The organism is Pseudomonas sp. DR48 (assembly GCF_019823085.1).
Lineage (GTDB): Bacteria > Pseudomonadota > Gammaproteobacteria > Pseudomonadales > Pseudomonadaceae > Aquipseudomonas.
Window position 1 is genome coordinate 4708090 of record NZ_CP081946.1, and the last position, 21400, is coordinate 4729489.

The window sequence follows — 21400 nt, forward strand, 5'->3', positions numbered from 1 at the left end:
CATTCTGCCAAGGACTGCATCCACCTGTCCGGTGTAGCCGCTACCGAGCCAGTGGTTACAGGTGAGAACGGCTTTCCGAGCGCAGCGATCCGAGGAACTCCCGGTACAGCCGCGCTGCATTGGAAGGCTGTTCGACCATTGGCATATGACCGCTGTGGTCCCAGATGACCACTCGCAAATCAGCGATGCCTTTACTCCACACGGCCACGCTGCTGACATCGATCAAGCGGTCCTTGTGGCCCCATAGCAACAGGGCCGGGCACTTGATGTCGGGCAGTTTGGGCTCCATCGGCGGGCTGGCACGGAAATCGTTGAAGATTTCCTCCAGCTCCTCGCGACTCTGTTCATAGCGCTGCGCAATCGCGTCCAGCACCACGCCCGGCACCCACGGTGGTTCGGCCATGGTCATGGCGTAGAAACGCCGGAATTCCTCCCGCGAATGAATCAGAAACGGGTTATGTCCCTTGGCCAGGTGTCGCTCCAGGTCGCTGGCTTCGGGGGCGGTCACGCCGGCCGGATCGATCAGCGCGACCGAGGCAATCCGCTCCGGATACGTCGCCGCCAGCCACGCCGCCATGTAGCCGCCCATCGAGTTGCCGATCACATGGACCTTATCGACCCCGCAGACATCCAGCAGCTGGATCATTCGTTTGCCCTGCAGGGGGATGTCGTAGCCGCCCCCGGCCTTGAAGCCGGTTTCGCCATGACCGGCGATGTCGGGGATGATCACGCGATAGTTGCCGACAAAATGCCGGGCGAAACGTAGCCAGATGTTCTTGTCGGCGCTGAAGCCATGCAGCATCAGCACGCTGCTGGACGCTTCGTAGGGCCCGCCTTGCCAGGTCGACACGGTCATTTCGGCGATCGGCACAACGATCTTGTGCAGCCGATACAGCTTGGCCTCCAGGGCGGTGTCCAAGTCATACAGCCAGTAACCGATGGCCGGGTAGCTCAACCAGCTCCAGGCTACGAAAACGGCGATCGCGACAACTAAAACAAGCATCAGGCGTTTTCCTTGGCAGTGATCAGGACAAAATGTGGTCGGCGGGTTTCAGTGCCCGCGTCAACCGGTGATAGCTGAAACTGAACCCCGGAAACATGGCAACGACGTGACCGCTCCTGCTTTGATACCAACTGTGGCAGCCGCCGGACTTCCAGACGGTGCGTTCCATTTCCCGGTGGATCATCTCAGTGTAGGTACGTTCTGCCTCGGGGCGAACTTCGATGCTGCGCAAACCGCGTTCTTTGAGCGTGCGGATGCAGTCGAGGATGTAGTTCATCTGCGATTCGATGATGAACAGTGCCGAGGTGTGGCCGATGCCGGTGTTGGGGCCGGTGACGATAAACAGGTTGGGAAAGTCCGGCAGGCTGGTGCCCAGGTACGCCCGTGGATACTGCGCCCAGACGTCTTTGAGCCGGGTGCCGTGCTTGCCGGTGACCGGGTAGGAAATCACCCCGTCGGTGGCGTCGTACCCGGTGGACCAGACGATCAGGTCCAGATCGATGTGCTGGCCGTCCTGGGTGACGATGCCGGTTTCGTCGATGGACGCGATGCCTTGCTCGCGGCTGTGCAGCGTCACGTTGCTGCGTCCCAGCGCCGGGTACAGGGTGCTTGAGATGATCACGCGCTTGCAGCCGATGGTGAAGTCCGGGGTCAACTTGCGGCGCAATTCGGGGTCGGGCACCTGGCGCTTGAGGAAACGCAAGGCATGTTGCTGGACCATGCGAATCGCCGGTTTTGAGTATTTGAAGGCAATCACCCGGGTTTCGAACTGCCAGTAGAGCCTCCAGCGCAGCAGCTTATACGCCGGTTTGAAGCCCAGTAACCAACGCTGGAAGGGACCGAAGGTGCGGTCGGCGCGTGGCAGCACCCAGTGCGGCGTGCGCTGGAACACATGCAGGTGCTCGACGTCGGGAGCAATCGTCGGGATGACCTGAGCGGCACTGGCGCCGCTGCCGACGATGGCGACGCGTTTGTGCCGATAGTCGAAGGCGTGATCCCAATTGTTGGTGTGAAAGGTCTTGCCTTGAAAACGTTCCTGGCCTTCGAAATGCGGGATGACCGGTTGGCTCAAAGGCCCCGTGGCATTGATCAGGAACTGCGCGTAAAAAGTGCCTTTGGTGCCCGTGTGGACTGCCCAGCGCTGCTGGTTGGCGTCCCATTCGATGGATTCGACATTGGCTTGCAACTCGACCCTGTCCCGCAGGCCGAAGCGGTCCACCACGTACTCGGTGTAGTGGTGCAGTTCAGCCTGTTCGGCGAACATTTGCGTCCAGCGGTAAGGGGCGAAGGACAATGAATAGAGCGGCGAGGGCACGTCGACGGCGGCGCCGGGGTAGGTGTTCTGGCACCAGGTGCCTCCGAAAAAGTCCCGTCGTTCCAGCAGGCGAAAATCGTCGATGCCTGCCTTGAGCAAATTGATCGCCGCGCACTGACCGCCAAAACCGCTGCCGATGATCAACACCTGAAAGGTCTGCATGGGCCTCCTTGGTAATGGTTGCTGACCGAACCCTCTCTTCATGTATAGCCAAACATTGGCCGGTCGACCTGCATAAACCGGGTTGCCCACCGGTGATGGCTATTTAACGTTGCCCTGATAGACTCCCAGCACACCTGCTACCCCGGTGTTATCAGGTTCCGTTCAGGCGCAGAGGCCCTTATGGGAAAAACGGGAGGAAAGGGGCTTTCTTTGGCCAGGAGGCTCTACACATCGCGAACCCTGGGCCTGGTGCTTGGGTTGTTGTGCGTCGGCGCGGCGATGTATCCACTCGATCCGGCGCCGTGGGTGTGGGGGCTGATGGTATTCAATGGCGTGCTTTGGCCGCATGTCGCCTATCAATGGGCGCGTCGGGCGAAGGTTCCCTTTCACGCCGAACATCGCAACATCCTGATCGACGCCTGCCTGGGCGGATTCTGGGTCGCGGCGATGCATTTCAATCCGTTGCCGAGCGCGGCGACTCTTTCGATGATGGCCATGAATAACGTGGCCATTGGCGGATTGCGTTTCCTGCTGGTGGGAACGGTCGCGCAGATTCTCGGCATCGGTGTCGGCATGCTGGTGTTCACACCGGCCTTCATCGCGCAAACCAGTCCGTTGCAGCTTTATGCCTGTTTGCCTCTGCTGATCGTGTACCCACTGGCGCTGGGCTGGATCTGCTTTCGGCAGGCCACCACCCTCGGCCGGCACAAACGTGAACTGCTGGCCCTGAGCCGCACCGACAGCCTCACCGGCCTGCTGAACCACGGGGCCTGGAAGGATCAGCTGGAAGTTGAATTCCAGCGTTGCCAGCGTCAGCAACACGGCGGCGCGATTGCGCTGATCGACATCGATCATTTCAAAGCCATCAATGACACCTACGGCCACGTCGCCGGGGACATTGTGTTGCGTCAGCTGAGCAAAATGCTCAAGCAGAATCTGCGGGCAACTGACGTGGCGGGGCGTTATGGCGGTGATGAATTCTGCGTTTTACTGCCGGACTTGCCCCTCGACAGCGCCGCGGCCGCCATGGATGCCTTGCGTGATCGCTTCGTCACGTTAGGTTACGAGCAGACCCCGGCGCTCAACGTCAGCCTGAGCATTGGTCTTGCAGCATTCAGCCCGGCCCACACCGACGCTACCCTGTGGCTCAAAGACGCCGATCAAGCGCTCTACGAAGCCAAGACCACCGGCCGCAACCGCGTGATCTGCCGCATTGGCGGCCAGTCCGAGCACGAACTGCTCGACCCGGTCTGATATTCACCGTAGATCCCCCTGTGGGAGCGAGCCTGCTCGCGATGGCGGCAGTTCATTCAATATCAATGCAAGCTGACCCACCGTCATCGCGAGCAGGCTCACTCCCACAAGGGGATTGCGGCGTGGCAGGTCTATGGGTGTCGCATTCGGTCTAGAGCCTTGCGCCGTAGTCAGGTAGGGTGTTTTTGACCCCCGACACGAAACAAGGACCGATTCATGACGCTCAAGCTCCCTCGCTCTCTGCTGGCCACTAGCCTTGGCCTGACCCTCGCCCTCGGCGTTTTAGCCCCTGCGGCCTTCGCTGAACCGCACAAACAAGTCCTCGCCGATTCCGAGCAATACAAGGCTGAAGCCCTGAAACTCCTGGAACGGCTGGTGAACATCGACTCCGGTTCCGGCTATGAGCCCGGCCTGACACAAGTGCGCGACATCGCCATCGATGAGCTGAAAAAGCTCGGTGCCACCATCGAACTCGTGCCGAACACGCCGGACAAGAGCAGCCATGTTATCGCCACGCTCAAAGGCACCGGCAAGGCAAAAATCCTGCTGATGGCGCACATGGACACCGTGTTCAAGGAAGGCTCGGCCGCCGAACGCCCGTTCCACATCAAGGATGGCCGCGCCTATGGGCCGGGCGTTATGGATGACAAGGGCGGCATCGTTGCCGGGATCTATGCGCTGAAAGTTCTGAAGAATCTCGACTTCAAGGACTATGCGCAGATCACTTTCCTGCTCGACGCCAGTGAAGAGACCGGCTCGGACATCGCCACCGACCTGATCAAGAAAACCGCCAAGACCCACGACGTGACCCTCAACCTCGAACCGGGCCGCCCGGCGGATGGCCTGGTGGTGTGGCGCAAAGGCAGCGCCACCGCCGTGGTCGAAGTCAAAGGCAAGGCCGCTCACGCCGGTGTCGCGCCGGAACTGGGGCGCAACGCGGCGATGGAAGCCGCTCACCAGATTTTGCAACTCGGCAAACTGGGCGACGAAGCGAAGAAAACCACCATCAACTTCACCGTGCTCAAGGCCGGCGACCGCACAAACGTGATTCCGGACCAGGCCACGGCCAAGGCGGACGTGCGGGCGGCGGTGCCGGAAGAGTTTGACCGGATCGAGAAAGACCTGGCGCGGGTGTCCCAGGACAAGCTGATTGCGGATACGCAAGTCACGACCACGCTCCAACGTGGCCTGCCGCCGATGCCGCAGACGGCGGAATCGGATCGACTGATGGCAATGGCGCAAGGGATTTACGGTGAGATCGGTCGCAAGTTGACCGAAGAAGGCAGCGGCGGGGCGGCGGACGCCAGTCTCTCGGCCGGTGTGGGCACGCCGACGCTGGATGGGTTCGGAATTGTGGGCGGCAATATCCATACGCCCGAGGAGTACGCGGAGGTCGAGAGCGTGGCACCTAGGATTTATCTGTTGTCGCGGATGATTATGGAATTGGCCAAGCACTGATTCACGCCGTTGATCGTTCCCACGTCGAACCGTCCGAGTGGGAACGATCGACTTGTGGCGCACAACTTTCCAAGACGTTTCCTACAACGTACCCTGTTGCCGCGTTTCGGTATCGACCCCTATAGTTCGGGCTCGCGGAAAACTCTGCGAACGACCTTGGCCGGTCGATATCTGAAACGCAACAGCACGTCGCGTCATGGCGGCTGTGCGCGGGACACCTTCGGGTGTGCCGGGTCTCAGGTACCGGTCGGCCAACCCGCACACGGCTGCCACCTTTACTCGCTTGGCCGCGAAAGGTGGCAGTTCTAACCTGGAGTTTCATTTATGCTCGACCAAGTCATGCCGCGCTACCTCCCCATCGACACCTACGACGCCGAAAACCCGGTGCTCTTCATCAATACCCACAAAGAACTCAGCGACCTCGCTGCATGCGCCGCGCATCGCTTTACCGTGGTTCGCGATCTGGCGGACACCTTGTCGACTCTGGGTCTCAAAGGCATTTCCGACTGTGATTTGACGCGAGTGACGAGCGCCGTGCATCTGTTGATGCGAGAGGGCTGTGCGATTCTGGATGTGATTCAGGCGCGGGCGTTGCAGCGGGAGGAGGGGTTCAAGACTGCAGTTTAACGGTGGTTGAACTGACGCCATCGCGAGCAGGCTCACTCCCACATTGGATTGCAGGCGTACACAAATTTTGTGTCCACTAAAAATCCCCTGTGGGAGTGAGCCTGCTCGCGATGGCGTCGGCTCGGTTCATATACTCAAACGCGCTGAACGAGTTATTCCTTCACACTCATAAACTCTTCCGCCCAACGAATATATTCCTCGGGCTGCGTATAAGTATGAGTCAGCTCGGTGGCGCTCAAATCCGCCGCCTGTGTGAAGATCTGCCGCTGCTCGCGCAAGCTGTCGTAAGTCGCCTTGATCGCCGCAAAGTACGCACCGTGACCGTCGATGGTCACCCGCACGCCCAGTTCAGCCAGGCGTTTGTCATCGCGCAGCGCCGGGTTGCCGTAAGTGACCAGCATCAGCGGTACGCTCAGGTGTTCGGCAATTTGTTCGAGGTGATCGAAGTCACGCACGCCGACCATGCAAATGCCGTCGGCACCGGCTTTCTGGTACTGCTGGGTGCGGCTGATGACTTCCTGCACCGGCAGTATCCCGGCATTGGTGCGCGCAATGATTGCCATCTCTGTATCGACCCGCGCTTCCAGGGCTGCGCGAATCTTGCCGACGCCTTCCGCGACCCCGATCAGGTCGGTGGATTTGCGGCCGAATTGTGCCGGCAGCAGGGTGTCTTCGATGGTCAGCGCAGCGATGCCGGCGCGTTCCAGCTCGACGATGGTGCGCATCACGTTGAGTGCGTTGCCGTAGCCGTGGTCGGCGTCGGCGATCACTGGCAATTGCGCCACACGGCCAATGCGCGTGGCCTGTTCGGCGAACTCGCTGAGGGTGATCAAGGCGAAGTCAGGGGCGCCCAGCACCTGCAATGACGCAACCGATCCCCCCAGGATGCCCACTTCAAAACCCAGGTCAGCAGCAATGCGGGCCGACATCGGGTCGAAGACCGACGCCGTGTGATAGCAAGCGTTGGACGCAAACAGCTCGCGAAAGCTACGGCGCAAATCTTGATGAGAGAGCCTGGACATATGAGTTCCACCAATACAAAGGAATGGAAAGGCTTGAGCAAAGGTGTCAACGCCGAAGGAACAAAAGGCTATCACGCGGGGGAGGTGAAGATGATGACGAATTTTGCACTGACATGAGTCAATTGATCAGCGCCTTAACGTCGAAGCCAAAAAAGGCCGCAGACCTTGTCAGTCTGCAGCCTCGGTGGAGCGTTTAACGAATGCGGTTTTAGCCGTGTGCTGGCACGCTCCAGATTTTCTTGATTTCGTGGATATTGCCTACGTTATAGCGAGGCATGAAACTGGCACACGGGGATAGTGCAGTGGTCTTGACCGGTGTATTGATCACGTTGGTGGCAGCGTGCATCAAAGGGGTTTGGTTCCATTGGGTCATAGGCTTGTTCATACGGTTGTTCCTTTTCTATTTATAGAGGCAGGTCTAATTACCCGCGTTCGAGCATGGACAGCGTTTCTTCATAGAAAGCTGTTTCGTGCATGGCAATGCCGGGATAAGTCAGCACATAGTTCTCGTCGAAGCACCAGGCTTCTTCTGTTTTAACGGCCCGTTGAGGATGAATAAGCAAACTCAACGATGCGGACATCGTTTTAGGTGGAAGCTGCTTATGCACGTCGTACAGTGGGCGCATGTGCAGGATTTCCCCTGGCGCCAGTTTGAGTACTCTTTCTTCGCCAAGAAGTGGTCTTCTTCCGACTCTGATGGGGGCATCAAGGATTTCTCGTGTAACAGTCGTATACCCGTCTCCGCTGTAACCCACGGCATAAATTTCAAAGTCGTGGGTGTGGTTCAGGTCATAGATGAACGTTTCACTTTCATCTTTCGATGAGACCGGAGACCAAAACCCCAATCGAACAGTAAACAGGTCGTTGTAATGCAATACAAAGGCATAAGCGTTGTAGAGGCTATTCCGTGTGCTGAAACCTTCTTGTTGAATAACGGTGTAAAGGTGTTCACTCAATAATGTACGGTTAGTCGCGAGTTGGCGCAGGTCTTCCATGATCTTGGGCTTGTCTCGGTCCGGATCGTAAGACGTCATGCGCTCAATAAACGTATTGAGTTTCATGCTGCTTCACTCTGTTGGTCGAGCAAGACGTTCAGGTGGTTGTTTTGCAGGTTTCTCAGCAAAGGCACGTAATCCAGTGCGGCCTGCTGGTCCGTTTGCTGAATGGTCTGAAAGGCCTTCCAGGCAACAGCGGGGTGGTAGTGATAAATCAATTCTTCGGCCACCTTACGTGCCTCTGGATCCTGTGCAGTCTCCAGCAACTCAAGGCTTACCAGATAGCGTGCGGCGCTATCGTCGTGGGGGAACCAGGCGATCTTGTCCAATGAGGCGCGGTCAAACACGCCTATGTCTGCGCTTCGGTCTGGCAGGTTGATGCTGCCGATGAACGCCTCATGTCCATGGCCTGTCGGATTGCTGTCGAACAGGACCTTTGTGCCGTCGATGAACAGCGGGTTGTCGGCGTCGACGATGATCCATTGTCCCAGCGTCAACTTGTCGTCCTGTATTTCATAAAGCTGAACCGGGAATGACTGATTATTGATAGCGAAAAGAATACTGTTTCCCGGAACGGTATAAAGCAGTTCCGAGGCACCGGCGTTGTCAGGTGCCTTGAGGCCGATATTGCCATCGCCATTACAGTGCAATATCAGTGTTCTGGTATGGATGTTTGTTGACTTCATGATCTCTGCACTTCTAGAGGTTTCCTGAGTGTGTGCAGTGTTTTTGTTCAACTGATTGGCGAGCCTTTCGATGTGTCTGGTGATGTCCAGGGCTTCAAGGCTTTTTATGATTTGGCTTGGCGATAGGCCTTTGTCTAAAAGTGTCTCGATCATGAAGTGGCCTGCTTTGCTTGATTTTAAGATGAAGTGTGTCAGGAAGTAGCGTTGCTCGGTGACAGCGGCGCTTTCAGTAGTTGCCAATGATTTCCTATTTCATGAATGTTACCGATGTTCAGGCGTGGTGTCGCTCCCCAGCAATTGATCGCACTATTCATTTGTGTTGGTGTGCTGATTACATTAGTTGCGGCGCGAAATATCGGCGTGCTGTGCCAGTTGCTGGTGGGCTGTTGCATGGTTGGCTCGGTGGGGTGTAGTTGTTGTGTGTTTTAAGTATGGTGATGGCAGTGATTGAAGGCAAATCGTTAGTTGTTAGTTGATGTTGTGAGTTGTTATTGGATGTTTTTGGAGGGTGTAACAAGTTACGCAGAACACTTCGATGGTTAATGGAAGTGCCCAGCGATCAGGTTGGCGTGCGACGGGACCATGCTTTTAAACCCGGTTGAATCACGCTGCAACAGCCTGCTGCTGTTGCTTGCGCAGCAGCACGGCACGTACCGAGTCGCCGGGTTGCAGTTGCAGGCGTTTGGCCGTGAGTCGGTCCACGATCAGGCTGTTGCCCACCCGTCTGGCCTGGGCGGCGGTGATGCGGCAGTTTTCCAGGCGACGATTGTGGATCAGCCACACCGGCGCCTGCTCGTCTGGCGTACCGATGGTCAACAGCAGTGGCTGGCTGTCGCGTACGGTGCGGATTTTCGCGATCGGGGCTTCGATCACCGGGCCGGCATCGAAGATGTCGATGTACCCCTGGTGGGCGAACCCTTCGGCGCGGAGGATCTTCATCGCCGGTTCGGTGTTGGGGTGCGCCTTGCCAATGACGGCCTGGGCCTGTTCGGTGAGCAGGCAGGTGTAGAGCGGTTGGCGGGGCATCAGTTCGGCGATGAACGATTTGCTGCCCAGGCCCGACAGATGATCGGCGTGGCTGAAATCCATCTTGAAGAAATGCCGGCCCAGGCTGTCCCAGAACGGGGAGCAGCCATGTTCATCGGCGCTGCCACGCAGTTCGGCGATGAGCTTGTCACCGAACAGGTGGGGGAACTCGGCAACAAACAGCAAGCGTGCCAGCGACAGCAATCGGCCGTTACTGCCGTGGCGTTGATCGTGTCGCAGGAACAGCGAGCAGATTTCCGATTGGCCGGTCATTTCGTTGTTCAGGAACAGCGTCGGAATCTGCCGCTGGATACCCAAGTCCGGCGACGAACTGACCGTCAGCCCGACCCGATAGTTGTACCAGGGCTCACGCAGGCCGACAGCGCCGGCCAAGGCGCTGATACCGACCACTTGCTGATCGTCGTCTTCAAGGACGAACAAATAATCGGCATCCGCACGCTCGACCTGTTCGGCGAAGGTCCGTTGTGCCCAGCGGACCCGATGCGCCAGGCGTTCCTCGTTGGCCGGCAGGGTGGTGAACCCGGGGCCGGCCTGTTGCACCAGATCCATCAAGGCGGGCAGGTCGGTGACGCGAACCGGGCGGACGATCATGATGCAGCTCCTTCTTCGCGCCTGCTCGGGCGCTGTCGTTGGTCTCGCGGGCGAGTGAAGCTCACAGGGCGATCAGCCGGATCGGGCTGCCCTCGGTCACGTTCAGCGCGGCGCACATCGGCGCGCTCAATTGCACCGGTTGTCCGACCTGGACATCCAGCTCGGCGACGATGGCCCGATAGTCCTTCAGCGAATCGTTGCTCACCAGATAACTGCCGCGTGCATCAACATTCGAGCCGGTTTGCACCACGCCGGTCTGGCTCTGGGCGATGGAAAGGATGTTTGAGGCGCGCGCATACAGGGTCGGCCCACCGTCGAAAAGATCGATGTAGCTGTTGGTTTCAAAGCCTTCGCGCTCAAGGATATCGAAGGCTTCCTGTCCATCGGGGTGGATGCGGCCAATGCACGCCTGCGCTGCTTGCGGCAGCATTGGCACGTAGATCGGGTATTGCGGCATCAACTCGGCAAGAAAGGTCCGGCTCTCCAGACCGCAAAGCCGTTCGGCCTCGGCATAAGGCAGGTCAAAGAAGTGCTTGCCCACCGCATCCCAGAACGGCGACTGCCCTTCATCGGTGCTGAAGCCGACAATTTCGGTGATCACCGTGTCGGCAAAGCGCTGCGAATGGGCAGCAATGAACAGCAGTCGGGCCCGCGACAGCAACTCTGAAAAAGCGGTTCGCACCAGCGCGGCGTCGATGTGAAAGCCGCGCAGCAAGGTGTGGCCATTGAGGTCGTGACACAACGACAACGCTGGCACGCCATGTTCGATGTTCAATTCCCGGGAAGCGCTGGTGAAGTGGCGATTGCGCAGGCTGTAGAACGGCTCGCTGAAACCGGCAGTGGCCAGGATTTCCGAGCAGCCCACCAGCCGTTGGGCCTGCAGATCCTCGAGCACGAAGAAATAGTTCTCCGGGCCATGTGCCGCAATGTCTTTGTCGAACGAGGCGCAGGAATCGAGAATCCTCATGCGCAGGCGTTCGGTGTCGTCCGGCAGGGACGTGACGCCGACCAGGCTGTCGCGCGCCAGTTGCTGCAACTGGGGCAGGTCGGTTAGTTCGACTGGGCGTAAGACCAGCATGGACGCACTCCTGTATCAAAGGGTTCGGTGGTTGGCACCGAACCTGACTATCACTGTCAATTTCCACGCGTTAAAGCGGCGGTCGCCTGAATTCTTGTCAGACGCCGCCCTTTTTCTTGTCAGCCGTTGCTCGGATCAGGCAACGCTGTGTTGACGCCGAGCTTGTTCAGGAAAAACAGGTACACCAGACCCAAGGCAATCCAGATCAAGCCGAGTTTTTGTGCATCGACGCCCATGTTGTACATGATGGCCGCGACGATGATGAAGCCAACGACCGGGCAGATCAGGTGGCGAATCACCTGACCGGACTTTTGCCGACGCCAGTAATAATTGATGACGGTCAGGTGCAGCAACATGAAACCGCTCAGTGCGCCAAAGTTCACCAGCGAGGTGAGGGTGTCCACGGCGTTGATGAACAGGTAGCAGATCACCAGCGACAACAGCGCCACCAGATAGATGCTCAGGTACGGGGTGTTGTGTTTGGGATGGACCCTGGCCAGTACTTTCGGCAGCTTGCCGTCCCGGGCCATACCGAACAGCAGGCGCGAAACCGCCGCTTGCGAAGTGATTGCCACTGCCACACCCCAGGCCAGGGCCGTGGCCACGCCGGTCAGGGTCGCCAGCCAACTGCCTGCAGCCAGTTCGGCGATTTCATAGAACGCGGTGTCCGCCGAGGTGAAGCCCATGCCGGCGGCCAGGTCCGTGGCGATCCAGGTCTGCACGATAAAGATCACACCCATCACGAACAGCGTGATCAACGCAGCCTTGCCGACGCTGCGGCCCGGGTCAGTCTTGATTTCTTCAGCGAGGGTGGAGATCGCATCGAATCCGAGGAACGACAGCACCGCAATCGACACGGCTTGCATCAGCAGGGCAAAGTTGAACGTCTCGGGGTTGTACACCGGCGCCAGGGTCAACTGGCCGTGGCCACCGCCGTTGTGCAGGGCATTCCAGGCATAGAGCAGGAAAATCCCCAGCACCACGAGTTGCGCGAGCAGAAAGAGGATGTTCAGGCGCGCGGTGAAGGTGATGCCGCGCAGGTTGACGAAAGTCGCACTGACCAGAAAGGCCAGAATGAAGCCGACTTTGGGAATGTCCGGGTAAAGATGATTCAGTGCCATGGCCGCGTAAACGTAGAGCAGCGGCGGAATCAGCAGGTAATCGAGCAACATCAGCCAGCCGGCGATGAACCCGACATGCGGGTTGAGGCCGCGTTGCGCGTAGGAATACACCGAGCCGGCGACCGGAAAGGCCCGGGCCATGCTGCCGTAACTCAGCGCCGTAAACAGCATCGCCAGCATGCCGATGAGGTAGGCCAGCGGCACCATCCCCGGTGCTTCGGCGTTGACGTAGCCATACACGCCAAACGGCGCGATGGGGATCATGAAGATCATCCCGTACACCACCAGGTCGGTCAGCGTCAGGCTCCGTTTCAACTCTTGCTTGTAGCCGAATTCTTCTATTTCCATAAGACCCTTCTCCTTGGGATGAACGCAGCTGCACGCTGCGGGTTTGACGCTATTCCTTTACAACAACGGCCGCAGGTAATCGGCCCAGCGATCGATGGCTTCAGGTGTGCGCAGCAGGTCGTTGCGCACCTCGATCAACACGGCTTCCAGTCCTCTCGCATCGCCGTGGACCGGCACGGTCATGTCGCCCAGCGGGTTGATCTTGTACGGCTCATTACCGGCCACCTTCAAGGGATGCTGGCTCAGTCCGTCAAGCAATCGTTGGGCGTAGCCCGTGGCTTCGCCAAACAGCACGCCGGCTTCCAAGGTGCGCGGCTGGCCGTGGTAAACCGGGGTGAAGCTGTGAATGCCCACGATTCGAACCGGCCGGCCTTGGGCCAGACGCTGGTCGATCAGCGTTTGCAGGCGGTCGTGAAACGGTTTGAACAGGCGTTCGCGACGATATTCGCGGGTCGCTTCATCCAGATCTTGATTGCCTGGAATGTGATAAATCTCGCTCTTCGCCGGAATGCTATCCGGGGCACCGAGTGGCCGGTTCAGGTCGATCAGCAGTCTCGAGTAATTGGCGGCCAGCAAGGTGACGCCCAGCGCTTCGGACAAGCGCTCGGCCAGGGCCAGGGCGCCGATGTCCCAGGCGATATGCTCGCGAGCGGCTTCATGACTCAGGCCAAGGTCCGTTAACCCGGACGGGATGAAACGACTGGCGTGTTCGCACACCAGCAACAGCGGGTGCTCGGAGGCTTCCCGATGCAGGGTGTAGGCGGGCTCGGTAAACAGACCGAGTTCAGCGGATTCAGTAGAGGCGCGCATAGTGCTCACAGCATTCGGCGGGCGACAGCTGTTCCGTCAGCGTCAGCTCCTGGGTTTTTAGGGCGAACCAGGTGTCCAGTAACGCGTTCGGCAGGTTTTCGATCAGTGCCTCGCTGTTGCGCAGGCAGTCCAGTGCCTGGGCAAGGGACGCGGGCAGGGCGACGATGCCGCGAGCGTGGCGTTGTTCTTCGTTGAGGGAGTCGGGCACTTCATCGGTGATCGCATTCAGGGCCAGGCGCTGCTCGATGCCCAGGCGGCCGGCGATCAGTAGCGCGGCCATCGCCAGGTGCGGCGAAGCCGTGGCGTCCATTGCGCGAAATTCCAGGTTGAATTGCGCCGCCGGCGATTTGCCGCCGAGGCTGACGGTCGGGCAAATCCGCAACGCCGCTTCGCGGTTCTGCTGGCCGAGGCAAGCGTACGACGCGCTCCAGTGATGCGGCTGCAAACGCTGGTAAGACACCGGCGTCGGCGCGGTAAAGGCGCAAAGTGCCGGCAAATAATGCAGGACGCCGGCGGCCCAGTGCTGGCCGAGGGTCGACAGGCCGTTGGTGGTGCCGGCGTCGTACAAGAGCGGTTGGCCGTCCAGGTCCAGCAGGCTGACATGCAGGTGTACGCCGTTGCACACCGCCTGCTCTGACGTCTTGGGGGCGAAGCTCACGCCCAGGCCCATCTGTCGGGCGATTTCGCGGGTGATTTCACGCACGTTCACCGCGCGGTCGGCGGCGGCCACGCCGAGGGTCGGGCGGCAGGTGATTTCGTATTGATGCTTGCCGTATTCGGGCAGGAACATTTCCGGTTCGACGCCGCCTGCGCGCAAGGCACTAAGCAGCCAGCCACCAAACTCGGCGCCTTGACGCTGGGCCTCAAGGGAAAATGCCAGTTGTTCAGCCGCGCCAGTGTCCAGGTTGAATTCATGTTCGAACGCGGCGTTGACCTGCACGCCCAGCTCGGCGCGATAACGTTCCACTTCATTGCGCAACACGGTCCGTGGGCAGGCGCCCCACGGACGCCCATCGGTTTCGCGAAGGTCGCCGTGGATGAAATCCAGCGCCGGGGCCCTGGCATCCGGGCCATTGTTGACCGTTACGCGGCTGCTCAAATCGGGAATCAGCCGCAAGTCGCCATAAGCGCCCCACGGGTTGGTGGCGGCGATGATGTCTTGCGGGGTCAGGGCGCTGTTGGCCGGCACCCAGCCGCAGCCCGCCACACGGTAGTGTTCAAGTTCGTCGGTGGGAAACGAGCGACCGCGCGTCACGCCGATCAGGTCGGTGGTGACGAGGGTGGTCATCGGCAGCGGCGACAGGCGTTCGCTCATGGTTGCAGCTCCTGCAACCGCCCGAGCACGGTCTGGGTGTCGGTGATCCAGCAGTAACCCTTGATTGCGTTCAGGCAGGCTTGATGACGTTGTGGTGTGTAGGTCGCGCAGGCATCTTCCACCAGCGTCACCAGGTAACCGCGGTCCGCGGCGTCACGCACGGCCATGTCCACGCATTGGTCGGTGACGATGCCGGCGATGATCAGGTGCCGGGTTTCGAGATTGCGCAGCACGTAGTCGATGTTGGTGGAGTTGAAGACCCCGGAAGAGGTCTTGGGCAGGACGATTTCGTTCTCGGTCGGTGTCAGGTCTTCGATGATGCGCGCTTGCTCACTGCCCTTGGGCAAGTGCATGTCCGAGAGCTTGTGGTCGAGTGAGCGATCGCGGCCATCGGCGGTCAGGCTCTCGATGATCGTGTGCAGCACGTTTTGCCGTGCGCAGCGAAAGGCGCTGAGCAGCCGGCGTTGGTTGGGCACCACCTGCATGTGCGTGCGCGTCAGGAAATATTCAGCGTCCGGCCCGTTGAGGTGCGGGTCGAACTGCGGCTCGAGCCAGGCCCGCTGCATGTCCACCAGTAACAGTGCGGTGTGGTCGGCAGTGAACGGCAAGTCCCTGGGTGAATGGTGGGGGAGCGTAAACATCCTTATTTTTCCTCCAGCAAGTGGGTGTCGAATTCGCTGCGCAGCGCGTCGATGCCTTCCAGACGATCGGCCAGGTCCGGGCTGCGCAAGGTCAGGCAGGCGATCAGCGCCTCGACCTGAGCCAGTGCCGGGACGAAGGTGTCAAACGCTGACACTGATTCCACCGGCGCACTGATGATCAGGTCCGCCATCTCGCGCAAGGGTGAAGCATAGATGTCGGTGAACAGCACCACTCGCGCATAGCGATTCTTGGCGGCGCTCGCCACCCGCAGCGCTTGAGACTCGTAGCGGCGATAGTCGAACACCAGCACCACGTCCTGACGCTGCACGTCGAACAGTCGGTCCGGCAACTGCGCGTTGTCTTCCAGGGCGAAACAGCCGGGGCGCAGCAGGCGTAAATGGTTGAGCAGGTATTGGGCGAGGAAACTGCTGAAACGCCCGCCGAAGCAGTGCACTTGATGGCGGGTGTCGAGCAGCCACTCCAGCAGAATCCGCACATCTTCGGGCTGGGTCAGCGCATGGGTTTCCACCAGCGCCCGATGGCTGTCCGCCAGATACTGGCTCCAGACGTCGCCTTTTTGCAGATGAGAGCGCGGCTGCAACTGTGCGCTGGGAGACCGCAAGCGATGGTCCATGTCGCTGAGCAATGCCTCCTGGAAATTGGCATAACCGCTGAACCCGAGCTTTTTCACCAGCCGCACGATGGTCGGATCGCTGACACCGGCATGTTCGGCCAGGCGCGACATCGGGCCCAGCCCATTACGCGGATACTGGTCCAGCAAGGCACGGATGACCTTGCGTTCCGATGGCGTCAGATCCAGGCCAGGATCGGTGATCAGGTCTCTAAGAGAGGGCATCCGGGCTCCTTGCTGGATGAGGTGTCGGTTTCGTTTCATAAATTGCTAAAACAGTATTTATGTAGCGCTCTCTACATGTCTAGTGAATTTTCCCGTGGTTTTTTAACGCCCCGAAATGGGGCGAAAACCGCGTGCGCCGTGGGCTACACGGAAGACGACTGAGTGTGTAGTCCATCGCCCTTAAAGTTGTCAGAGATTGCCGAAATCCAACGATCAGCTCAGGCGGCGAGTGTGCGGCGCCGGACGAAACGAAACGCCCTGGATCGCACGTCTTGCGGCACAATTGAACAAATATCCACGGCGTCGAGCCGTTCTTCGTTACATCGACAGGGTGATTATCCGTGCAGGCGACCCGTTTGACCCTGATGTGCCACGCTCGAACCGTCGCACAAAAATTAGCGATCTTTCCTACGAACGAACCCCTGGAAACGGAGTGGATATCGGCGAGGGAAACGCGGTGTCGGCCGTTCAAGGGAACGCCGCGATTGCTCTGTGCGCCGGAGTTGCGGACGCAGCAGACGGCCGAGCTGTTTGGCGACAACGTTGAAATTGTCCCGGCGCTGAGAGATTGCGACTTCGGACGCTGGAAAGGTGTACGGATCGACGATCTGCAAAAAACCGAACCCGAGGCACTTGAAGCCTGGCTCGCTGACCCGGCTTCGGCGCCGCATGGCGGTGAGTCGGTGGCGCAACTCGGTGCGCGTGTGGCGCAGTGGCTCCAATCCCTGGAGGCCACACCGGGGCATATCGTTGCGATCACCCATCCCTTTGTCATTCGCGCGGCATTGACGCAAGTGCTGCAGGCGGCGGCCTTCAACCTGATCGACGTTGAACCGTTGTCGACCGTCGAGTTGCGGTTCACCGGCCGCTGGCGATTGCGCTTGCTCGGCACCGACGCTGAAGGAGTGAATTGATGAAAAAGCTGCTGGTCATCGGCATCGGCGCCGGCAACCCCGACTACATCACGATGCAGGCCGTGAAGGCGCTGAACCTGGTCGACGTGTTTTTCCTGATGGACAAGGGCCCGGCCAAAGACAAGCTGATCGACCTGCGCCGGGAGATCTGCGAGCGCTACATCATTGACCGCGACTACCGTTTCGTCGAAGCCCACAGCCCGGAGCGCGAGCGCGGGGCGGTGGACTACACGAGCAGCGTGGATGAGCTGAATCTTGCCAAGCAAATGACCTTCGAACGGCTGATCAATGAGCAACTGTCCGATGATCAGTGCGCAGGTTTTCTGGTGTGGGGCGATCCGGCGCTGTACGACAGCACGATTCGGATATTGCAGGCGATTCTGGCCTCGGGCCGTTGCGTGTTCGAGTTTGAAGTGATCCCCGGCATCACCAGCGTTCAGGCGTTGGCGGCGCAACACAAAGTGCCGCTCAATCGCATTGGCCAATCGATTGAAATCACCACCGGCCGACGGCTCGCGGCAGGGCAGGTGAGTGATGCCGACAGCCTGGTGGTGATGCTCGATGCACAGGATGCCTACCATCAGGTGGCCGATCAGGAGAGCGAGATATATTGGGGGGCTTACCTGGGGACGCCGGATGAAATCTTGATCAGCGGCAAGCTCAAGGACGTGGCGGATGAGATTGAACGAGTGCGCAAGGCAGCGCGGCTGGCCAATGGCTGGATTATGGATACCTATCTGTTGCGCAAGCCTTGAAGGTGTTGGTGTCTGGTCGGGCCCCATCGCGGGCAAGCCCGCTCCCACAGGGATATTCGGTGTTCACAAAACATGTGGGAGCGGGCTTGCCCGCGATGAGGCCCTTGAATTCACCTCAAATTATTGCCTTGCCCCCACGCCCAAACCGCTCCCGATACACCGACGGCGGCACGCCCACCACGCCGCGAAACGCCACCCGAAAACTCTCCACCGACCGATACCCACACTGCTCGGCAATCTGATCGGTGTTCTGCCCGGTGCTCTCGAGCAACTCCCGCGCCCGTGCCAGCCGCTCATGTTGCAGCCACGCTTTGGGCGGCATGCCCGTGGCTTCAGTAAACCGGCGCAGAAAGGTGCGTTCGCTCATCGCCGCCTCGCTGGCCAGTTCGCGAACTTCCAGCGGTTCGTGCAAGCGCTCGCGCGCCCATTGCATGACGCGTGACAAATCGCTGCGCGGCGTCGGGCTGACCGGCGTGGGAATGAACTGCGCCTGACCGCCGGTACGCTGCGGCGACATCACCAGGCGCCGCGCCACCGAGTTCGCCACCTGCGTGCCGAAATCCCGCGCAACCAGGTGCAGGCACGCATCAATCCCCGCCGCGCTGCCGGCCGAGGTGATCAGCTGACCGGAATCGACATAAAGCACGTCCGGGTCCACCAGAATGTTGGGAAAGCGCTCGGCCAGTTCCGTGGTGTAACGCCAATGCGTGGTGGCGCTGTGGCCGTCGAGCAAACCGGTCGCCGCCAGCACAAACACGCCAGAGCAGATCGACAGCAATCGCGCCCCGCGTGCATGGGCCTGGCGCAGGGGCACGAGCACGTGGTCAGGCACCGCTGCCTGGCGGTCGCGCCAACCGGGAATGATGATCGTGCGGGCGTCTTCGAGCAGTTCCATGCCGCCATCGGCCAGCACCTGAATGCCGCCCATGGCGCGCATCGGGCCCTGGTCCACGGCGACGATACGGTGTTCATACCAAGGGAAATCGAACTCCGGTCGCGCCAGGCCAAAGATCTCCACGGCGATACCGAATTCGAACGTACAGAGGCCGTCGTAGGCCAGAATCGCGACCAATCCAGGGGCAGGCTGCATTTGGCGGAAAGTTCCCGGTGAGTGTCTTGTGCGCCACTGTAGCGGCAAGTGCCGGGCGGATAAAGTCCTGTCACACCCACCGAGACTTTGGAGTACAGCCCATGACCAGCCTGGTCCGCGAGATCCCCGCCGCCCCTTCGGCCATTGCCCTGATGCATTTCAGCAACCGCCTGACCTTTGAAACCGATTGTTCCGACGTCTTTGCGAGCCAGCAGGCCGGCGAGGTGGATTTTGTCCTGGTGGACGTGCGCGGACCGCTGGCGTTCGAGCGTGGGCATGTGCCGGGCGCGATCAACATTGCGGGGCGATTGCTGATCGCCGAGCGCTTGGCGGATTACCCGAAATCCACCTTGTTTGTGGTCTATTGCGCCGGGCCACACTGTAACGGTGTCCACAAGGCCGCGGTGAAACTGGCGGCGTTGGGTTACCCGGTCAAGGAGATGATCGGCGGAGTGACCGGGTGGCTGGATGAAGGGTTGGCGTTGAGCGTTGCGGTGCAACGCCCGGCCACCGAAGCCGTGAAGTGTGAGTGCTGATCAACCGTGACGAGTCGCTGACGAAGCCGCCCACCACCCATCCAGCGTCGCCTGCAACCACTCGAACACGGCTGCATGGGCGGCGTTGTCCTGTGACTCCCGGGGTAACGGCGATTCATCGCCAAAATGCGCATTGAGCGTCGCCACCGACTCGGCATTCCACTCAGGGTGAAACTGCAACCCCACCCGGGTCTGACCCACGCGATACATCTGCTGCACGCATTGATCGCTGCTGGCCAGCAATTGCGCGTCGGGCGGCAGGTCAATCGCATCTTCATGCCATTCCAGCACCTTCAACACCTGGCCATCGATGAACGTCACCGGCGTCCAGCCAGTCTCGCTGCGGTCCATGCGCCGCACGTTCCCGCCCAGACTCAGCGCCAGTAATTGCGCCCCCAGGCAAATCGCGAACACCGCCGCGCCCTGATCCAGGCTCGCCCTCAGCCACTGGCGCTCGGCCCCCAGCCATGCCGGCCCGGCGTTGGATTCATAAGGCCCGCCCAGCACAATCACGGGCGCCGCACTCGTCGGCGGCAGTTCCCCCAAGTCGGCGCGGAATACCTTGAGCAGGATGTCCCGGGACTTGGCCCAGTCGGCAATGGCACCGGGGCCTTCGGCGGGGTGGTGCTGGATCAGATTCAAGGTGGGCATCAGCGCTCTCTGTGGTTTTTGTATGTGGCTTTTGTCTGAAACAAGGGTTTGTCCTACAGTCTTTGCACCGCCTTGGCGCAGGCTTCAAGTGACACGAATCCAGGCGCTGTTTTTCTGTAAGTATTTGTCGCTTAAACACAATTTGCTCGCGTTAAGCCACTCTAGACTGCCGGCCACTTCGGTTTTCACTGACCGAAAGATGCTAATCGAACGCTGCCAATAAAAGCCTCCGCACACAGGAGTTATAAATGAAGAAGCTAGTGATGTTCGGTGCCCTGGCACTGTCGATGTTGTCCCTGACCGCTGTGGCCGAAGACGCCAAGCCGATCCGCATCGGTATCGAAGCCGGTTACCCGCCATTCTCGATGAAAACCCCTGACGGCAAACTCACTGGTTTCGACGTGGATATCGGCGACGCGCTGTGTGAGCAGATGAAAGTGAAGTGCACCTGGGTCGAGCAAGAATTCGACGGCCTGATCCCTGCACTGAAAGTGAAGAAAATCGACGCGATCCTGTCGTCCATGACCATCACTGACGACCGCAAGAAGAACGTCGATTTCACCATCAAGTACTACCACACCCCGGCGCGCTTCGTGATGAAGGCCGGCACCGACATCAAAGATCCGCTGACCGAGCTCAAAGGCAAGAAAGTCGGCGTGCTGCGTGCCAGTACCCACGACCGTTTCGCCACCGAAGTGCTGGTGCCGGCCGGCATCGAGCTGGTGCGTTATGGCTCGCAGCAGGAAGCCAACCTGGACATGGTCTCTGGCCGCGTTGACGCGTTGCTGGCCGACTCGGTCAACCTGGACGACGGTTTCCTGAAAACCGACGCCGGTAAAGGCTTTGCCTTCGTTGGCCCGACCTACGAAGACGCCAAGTACTTCGGCGGCGGCGCCGGTATTGCGGTGCGTAAAGGTGATAAAGAACTGGCGGACAAATTCAACACCGCCATCACCGAAATCCGCGCCAACGGCAAGTACAAGCAAGTGCAGGACAAGTACTTCGCGTTTGACGTTTACGGCCAGTAATCACACCGTTTGAAAAAGTGGCAACCGTTGACGCGGTTGCCATTTTTTTTTCGCTTTCACTATTGAAATGAGATCCCTGTGGGAGTGAGCCTGCTC

22 protein-coding genes are annotated in these 21400 nt (G+C 59.7%); 7 read left to right on the plus strand and 15 right to left on the minus strand.

Annotated elements, in window-relative coordinates; translation table 11 throughout:
• Positions 1-55 precede the first annotated feature (55 nt).
• Together K5K95_RS21345 and K5K95_RS21350 are read right to left on the minus strand one after the other, a co-directional pair.
• The gene (locus K5K95_RS21345; protein ID WP_222585972.1) at positions 56-1003 is read right to left on the minus strand and encodes an alpha/beta fold hydrolase; all 948 of its coding nucleotides are present in this window, start codon (positions 1001-1003) and stop codon (positions 56-58) included.
• A gap of 22 nt (positions 1004-1025) precedes the next feature.
• Positions 1026-2480, minus strand: a complete 1455-nt coding sequence (locus tag K5K95_RS21350; protein ID WP_222585973.1) for a flavin-containing monooxygenase — start codon at positions 2478-2480, stop codon at positions 1026-1028.
• A 180-nt stretch (positions 2481-2660) separates the two neighbouring features.
• On the opposite strand from K5K95_RS21350, the gene K5K95_RS21355 reads away from it, so the two are divergent.
• The 3 genes from K5K95_RS21355 (at position 2661) to K5K95_RS21365 (ending at position 5819) form a co-directional block, all read left to right on the plus strand.
• Positions 2661-3734 (plus strand): diguanylate cyclase, encoded by a 1074-nt coding sequence (locus tag K5K95_RS21355; protein ID WP_222585974.1) that lies wholly within the window; start codon positions 2661-2663, stop codon positions 3732-3734.
• Positions 3735-3950: 216 nt separating this feature from the next.
• Positions 3951-5192, plus strand: coding sequence for a M20/M25/M40 family metallo-hydrolase (locus K5K95_RS21360; protein ID WP_222585975.1), 1242 nt, complete (start codon positions 3951-3953; stop codon positions 5190-5192).
• A gap of 324 nt (positions 5193-5516) precedes the next feature.
• Entirely contained in the window at positions 5517-5819 is a 303-nt protein-coding gene (locus K5K95_RS21365; RefSeq protein ID WP_208667773.1) for a hypothetical protein, read from the plus strand.
• Positions 5820-5971: 152 nt separating this feature from the next.
• Here K5K95_RS21365 and K5K95_RS21370 read toward each other — a convergent pair whose 3' ends face one another.
• The 11 genes from K5K95_RS21370 to K5K95_RS21420 all read right to left on the minus strand — a co-directional run bounded on the left by K5K95_RS21370 (position 5972) and on the right by K5K95_RS21420 (position 16330).
• Positions 5972-6841: an oxaloacetate decarboxylase gene (locus K5K95_RS21370; protein WP_222585976.1), complete on the minus strand. Its 870-nt coding sequence runs from the start codon at positions 6839-6841 to the stop codon at positions 5972-5974.
• Positions 6842-7049: 208 nt separating this feature from the next.
• Positions 7050-7226: a hypothetical protein gene (locus tag K5K95_RS21375; RefSeq protein ID WP_222585977.1), complete on the minus strand. Its 177-nt coding sequence runs from the start codon at positions 7224-7226 to the stop codon at positions 7050-7052.
• Between the two features lie 37 nt (positions 7227-7263).
• Complete coding sequence (locus tag K5K95_RS21380; RefSeq protein WP_222585978.1) at positions 7264-7902, minus strand: transposase; 639 nt, start codon at positions 7900-7902, stop codon at positions 7264-7266.
• Positions 7899-8762, minus strand: coding sequence for a hypothetical protein (locus tag K5K95_RS21385; protein WP_261398031.1), 864 nt, complete (start codon positions 8760-8762; stop codon positions 7899-7901). Before K5K95_RS21385 ends, K5K95_RS21380 begins: the two co-directional genes overlap by 4 nt.
• Positions 8763-9125: 363 nt before the next feature.
• Positions 9126-10160: an arginine N-succinyltransferase gene (gene astA, locus K5K95_RS21390; protein WP_222585979.1), complete on the minus strand. Its 1035-nt coding sequence runs from the start codon at positions 10158-10160 to the stop codon at positions 9126-9128.
• A gap of 61 nt (positions 10161-10221) precedes the next feature.
• Entirely contained in the window at positions 10222-11238 is a 1017-nt protein-coding gene (locus tag K5K95_RS21395) for an arginine N-succinyltransferase (protein ID WP_222585980.1), read from the minus strand.
• 119 nt (positions 11239-11357) lie between these two features.
• Positions 11358-12707 carry an APC family permease gene (locus K5K95_RS21400; protein WP_222585981.1) on the minus strand — a complete coding sequence of 450 codons (1350 nt, stop codon included), beginning with the start codon at positions 12705-12707 and terminating at the stop codon, positions 11358-11360.
• A 57-nt stretch (positions 12708-12764) separates the two neighbouring features.
• Positions 12765-13517, minus strand: a complete 753-nt coding sequence (locus K5K95_RS21405) for an N-formylglutamate amidohydrolase (RefSeq protein ID WP_222585982.1) — start codon at positions 13515-13517, stop codon at positions 12765-12767.
• Positions 13501-14832, minus strand: a complete 1332-nt coding sequence (locus K5K95_RS21410) for a glutamine synthetase family protein (protein ID WP_222585983.1) — start codon at positions 14830-14832, stop codon at positions 13501-13503. The genes K5K95_RS21405 and K5K95_RS21410 overlap by 17 nt, the downstream gene beginning before the upstream one ends.
• Entirely contained in the window at positions 14829-15473 is a 645-nt protein-coding gene (locus tag K5K95_RS21415) for an isochorismatase family cysteine hydrolase (RefSeq protein WP_222585984.1), read from the minus strand. Before K5K95_RS21415 ends, K5K95_RS21410 begins: the two co-directional genes overlap by 4 nt.
• A 2-nt stretch (positions 15474-15475) precedes the next feature.
• Positions 15476-16330, minus strand: a complete 855-nt coding sequence (locus K5K95_RS21420; RefSeq protein WP_222585985.1) for a MurR/RpiR family transcriptional regulator — start codon at positions 16328-16330, stop codon at positions 15476-15478.
• A gap of 341 nt (positions 16331-16671) precedes the next feature.
• Between K5K95_RS21420 and K5K95_RS21425 the strand changes: the two genes are divergently transcribed.
• Both K5K95_RS21425 and cobF read left to right on the plus strand, forming a co-directional pair.
• Entirely contained in the window at positions 16672-17244 is a 573-nt protein-coding gene (locus tag K5K95_RS21425; RefSeq protein ID WP_222585986.1) for a histidine phosphatase family protein, read from the plus strand.
• Entirely contained in the window at positions 17244-17999 is a 756-nt protein-coding gene (cobF, locus tag K5K95_RS21430) for a precorrin-6A synthase (deacetylating) (RefSeq protein WP_222585987.1), read from the plus strand. The genes K5K95_RS21425 and cobF overlap by 1 nt, the downstream gene beginning before the upstream one ends.
• 115 nt (positions 18000-18114) lie before the next feature.
• Here cobF and ftrA read toward each other — a convergent pair whose 3' ends face one another.
• Positions 18115-19089, minus strand: coding sequence for a transcriptional regulator FtrA (ftrA, locus tag K5K95_RS21435; protein ID WP_222585988.1), 975 nt, complete (start codon positions 19087-19089; stop codon positions 18115-18117).
• A 101-nt stretch (positions 19090-19190) separates the two neighbouring features.
• Here ftrA and K5K95_RS21440 point away from each other — a divergent pair, with 101 nt between their 5' ends.
• Complete coding sequence (locus K5K95_RS21440; RefSeq protein WP_222585989.1) at positions 19191-19625, plus strand: rhodanese-like domain-containing protein; 435 nt, start codon at positions 19191-19193, stop codon at positions 19623-19625.
• Here the strand turns inward: K5K95_RS21440 and K5K95_RS21445 are convergent, their stop codons facing one another.
• Positions 19626-20276 carry a type 1 glutamine amidotransferase gene (locus K5K95_RS21445; RefSeq protein ID WP_222585990.1) on the minus strand — a complete coding sequence of 217 codons (651 nt, stop codon included), beginning with the start codon at positions 20274-20276 and terminating at the stop codon, positions 19626-19628.
• A 248-nt stretch (positions 20277-20524) separates the two neighbouring features.
• Between K5K95_RS21445 and K5K95_RS21450 the strand changes: the two genes are divergently transcribed.
• Complete coding sequence (locus K5K95_RS21450) at positions 20525-21304, plus strand: ABC transporter substrate-binding protein (protein ID WP_208667786.1); 780 nt, start codon at positions 20525-20527, stop codon at positions 21302-21304.
• The last annotated feature ends 96 nt before the right edge of the window (positions 21305-21400 follow it).